Consider the following 2,100-nt stretch of genomic DNA (forward strand, 5'->3'; position numbering starts at 1 on the left):
CCCTTGAAATGATATTTTGGATTGTAATGGTAGGTCGGATTTTGGTCGATCTCCGTGACCTTCAGCGTGCCGGACGGCGATGGTTTCTCTTCGCTACCGACGGTCGCGGGATAGACTCCAATCAGCACATTCGAACTGTCAATGAGTTTCACGGTCTGCCGGTTCTTATCGACCTCAACCTTGGCCGCCTTCTGCAGATCTTGGTCAGGTTGTTGTGCGATCACGACGATACTGTCTCCGGCGCGGCCGAAATGGCGGCCGGGATTCAGGAGGGTCAGCAACTGCTCGCTCATGTGAAATTTTTCGGCCAAGCCTTCGCGCGCGCTGGTGTACGACAGCTTCGGGAGGTCCTTCATGTCCTCCATCTTGGCCGGAAGCTTGCGCAGAAACGGCCCAGCGACATCCCTATCCGTGACGGTGTAGTTCGCGAGCACTGGATGGTCGTCCGTCGTGAGTTTTTTCCAGACCTCGACGCTCACATCGTCCGAGATCGGCAACTGCTGCGCCTCCTCGTAGGCTCGCAATGCCTTTTTCGCATTCTCCCCGAACTTGCCGTCGATCTCGCCGGGCGAGAAGTGCGCCCTGTCGAGCAGGACCTGCAGCCTGATCCCTGCCGGGGTCGGCCTCTCATTCGACAAGGTCGTCTTCGACGGCTCGGCGGCGTTGATCGCCGCCGCGTCGAGTTTTGTGCCGAGCGCCGGGCTCGCCAAGCCTGCGAGCGCAAGGCCGATCAAGATGCACGCCGACGAAAGAGACCTCATACTGGCAAATCCAAATGTCCGGGCGAATTCGTTCCGAAGCTGACCGGGACCAGGCAGTCCGCCGCCAGCGCCGGAACTCTTGATGCCGCCCTTTCACCCACCGAAGCGGCGGATACTACTTCTGGTCCGACGGCGGCTGGGCGTTTGCCTTGTTCGCGTCAGCCTTGTTCGCTTCGTGATGGCCAACGACGCAACCGGCCGCAGCGCCGAGCTTGCCATGTCCCGCCATATGGCCGGCGACGCCGCCGACGATCGCGCCCTTGATGCAGCCTTTGGCATCCGCATGGGGCGCCCACGCTAGCGAAATCACGACGGCGCATGCCGCTGCCAAAATCCATCTCATGTGCTTTCTCCCAACGTTGGAATCCGCGAGGCAACGCGGTACGGATCGAGTCCGTTCCGGCAGATCCCTTAATTGCGGCTGCCCGACCGCGAGAGCGTCCACCCGACGACGTCTGGCGGACCAGAGTTGTCCTGATCGTGTTCCTTGGCGTGGAGCTCACGCGACCCATCCTTTACCGCCGACGTGCGACCCAGACGCCAAACAAGAACGCCAACGCGAGCGACCGCAGCGGCGCTTCCAAGGTGTTTTTCCGCAACTGCTCGGCGGCACCCGCTACGACGGAGTGCACGTCCGTTGGTTTTGCCGAGCCCGGCCTCGTTCTGGACGAAGTCCCGTCACCGCCCTGGCCATCCGTCAGGCCGGAGGCTTCCGTCATTGCAGACGCTTCCTTCATATCCATGCGCTCCTCCCACGATTGCGCAACAGCAACCTGCCTCCGGACTGCTCGGTTCCTAACCGGACCAGCGCTCCGACCGGCAATCGGATTTTCGTCGTCATCATTAAGCTTTCTCGTTCAGCTTAACCGGCGATCGGCGTTGACGGCCCGGCCGCACTTATCCCATTCCGAATTCGAAGTTTTTTAGGAAACGCCATGCTGATCGAATTTGGCATTTTCGCCGCCGTCTGCTGCATCATTGGCGCTGTCGTCACCTTGTATCAGCGACGGCAGGACGTCCTTCACGGGCCCTATATCGACAAGAGGTCCTCGCATCAGAAGCGGCGCGTCTGAATTGAGGTCAAGCGCACCCAGCTAGCCGCCTGGAATGCGCCGGTGCTGGCGTGATCGCACTCGCCCAAGGCTCATCACGAACACGAGCCGGCGTGCTCCATCATCTGCGTGGCATCGGCGGCACTCAGTGGCGCCGACCGAGGATGATGCCAGCCAAGAAGGCGATGGCCAGCGAATGCAGCGGCGCTGCGCGCGTCCAATGGGCCAACCGATCTAGCGGCGCACCTGGCTGACGAGCATCCTCGATTGCGTCGGCAACGGTTCTA

The 2,100-nt window shown here is 61.2% G+C and carries 3 protein-coding genes; 1 reads left to right on the top strand and 2 read right to left on the bottom strand.

Annotated features, from left to right (window positions below):
- A partial coding sequence (locus tag WA702_RS05520) for a L,D-transpeptidase family protein (protein WP_425109528.1) occupies positions 1-761 on the bottom strand: 761 nt, incomplete at its 3' end.
- A gap of 115 nt (positions 762-876) precedes the next feature.
- Entirely contained in the window at positions 877-1,104 is a 228-nt protein-coding gene (locus WA702_RS05525) for a hypothetical protein (RefSeq protein WP_425109529.1), read from the bottom strand.
- 592 nt (positions 1,105-1,696) lie between these two features.
- On the opposite strand from WA702_RS05525, the gene WA702_RS05530 reads away from it, so the two are divergent.
- The gene (locus WA702_RS05530) at positions 1,697-1,834 is read left to right on the top strand and encodes a hypothetical protein (protein ID WP_425109530.1); all 138 of its coding nucleotides are present in this window, start codon (positions 1,697-1,699) and stop codon (positions 1,832-1,834) included.
- Positions 1,835-2,100: the final 266 nt, after the last annotated feature.

This window comes from Bradyrhizobium sp., assembly GCF_049798375.1.
Taxonomy (GTDB): Bacteria; Pseudomonadota; Alphaproteobacteria; order Rhizobiales; family Xanthobacteraceae; genus Bradyrhizobium.

Coding starts and splice junctions, on each gene's coding strand:
- WA702_RS05525 (WP_425109529.1), bottom strand. CDS start 1,104: ATGAGATGGATTTTGGCAGCGGCATGCGCCGTCGTGATTTCGCTAGCG.
- WA702_RS05530 (WP_425109530.1), top strand. CDS start 1,697: ATGCTGATCGAATTTGGCATTTTCGCCGCCGTCTGCTGCATCATTGGC.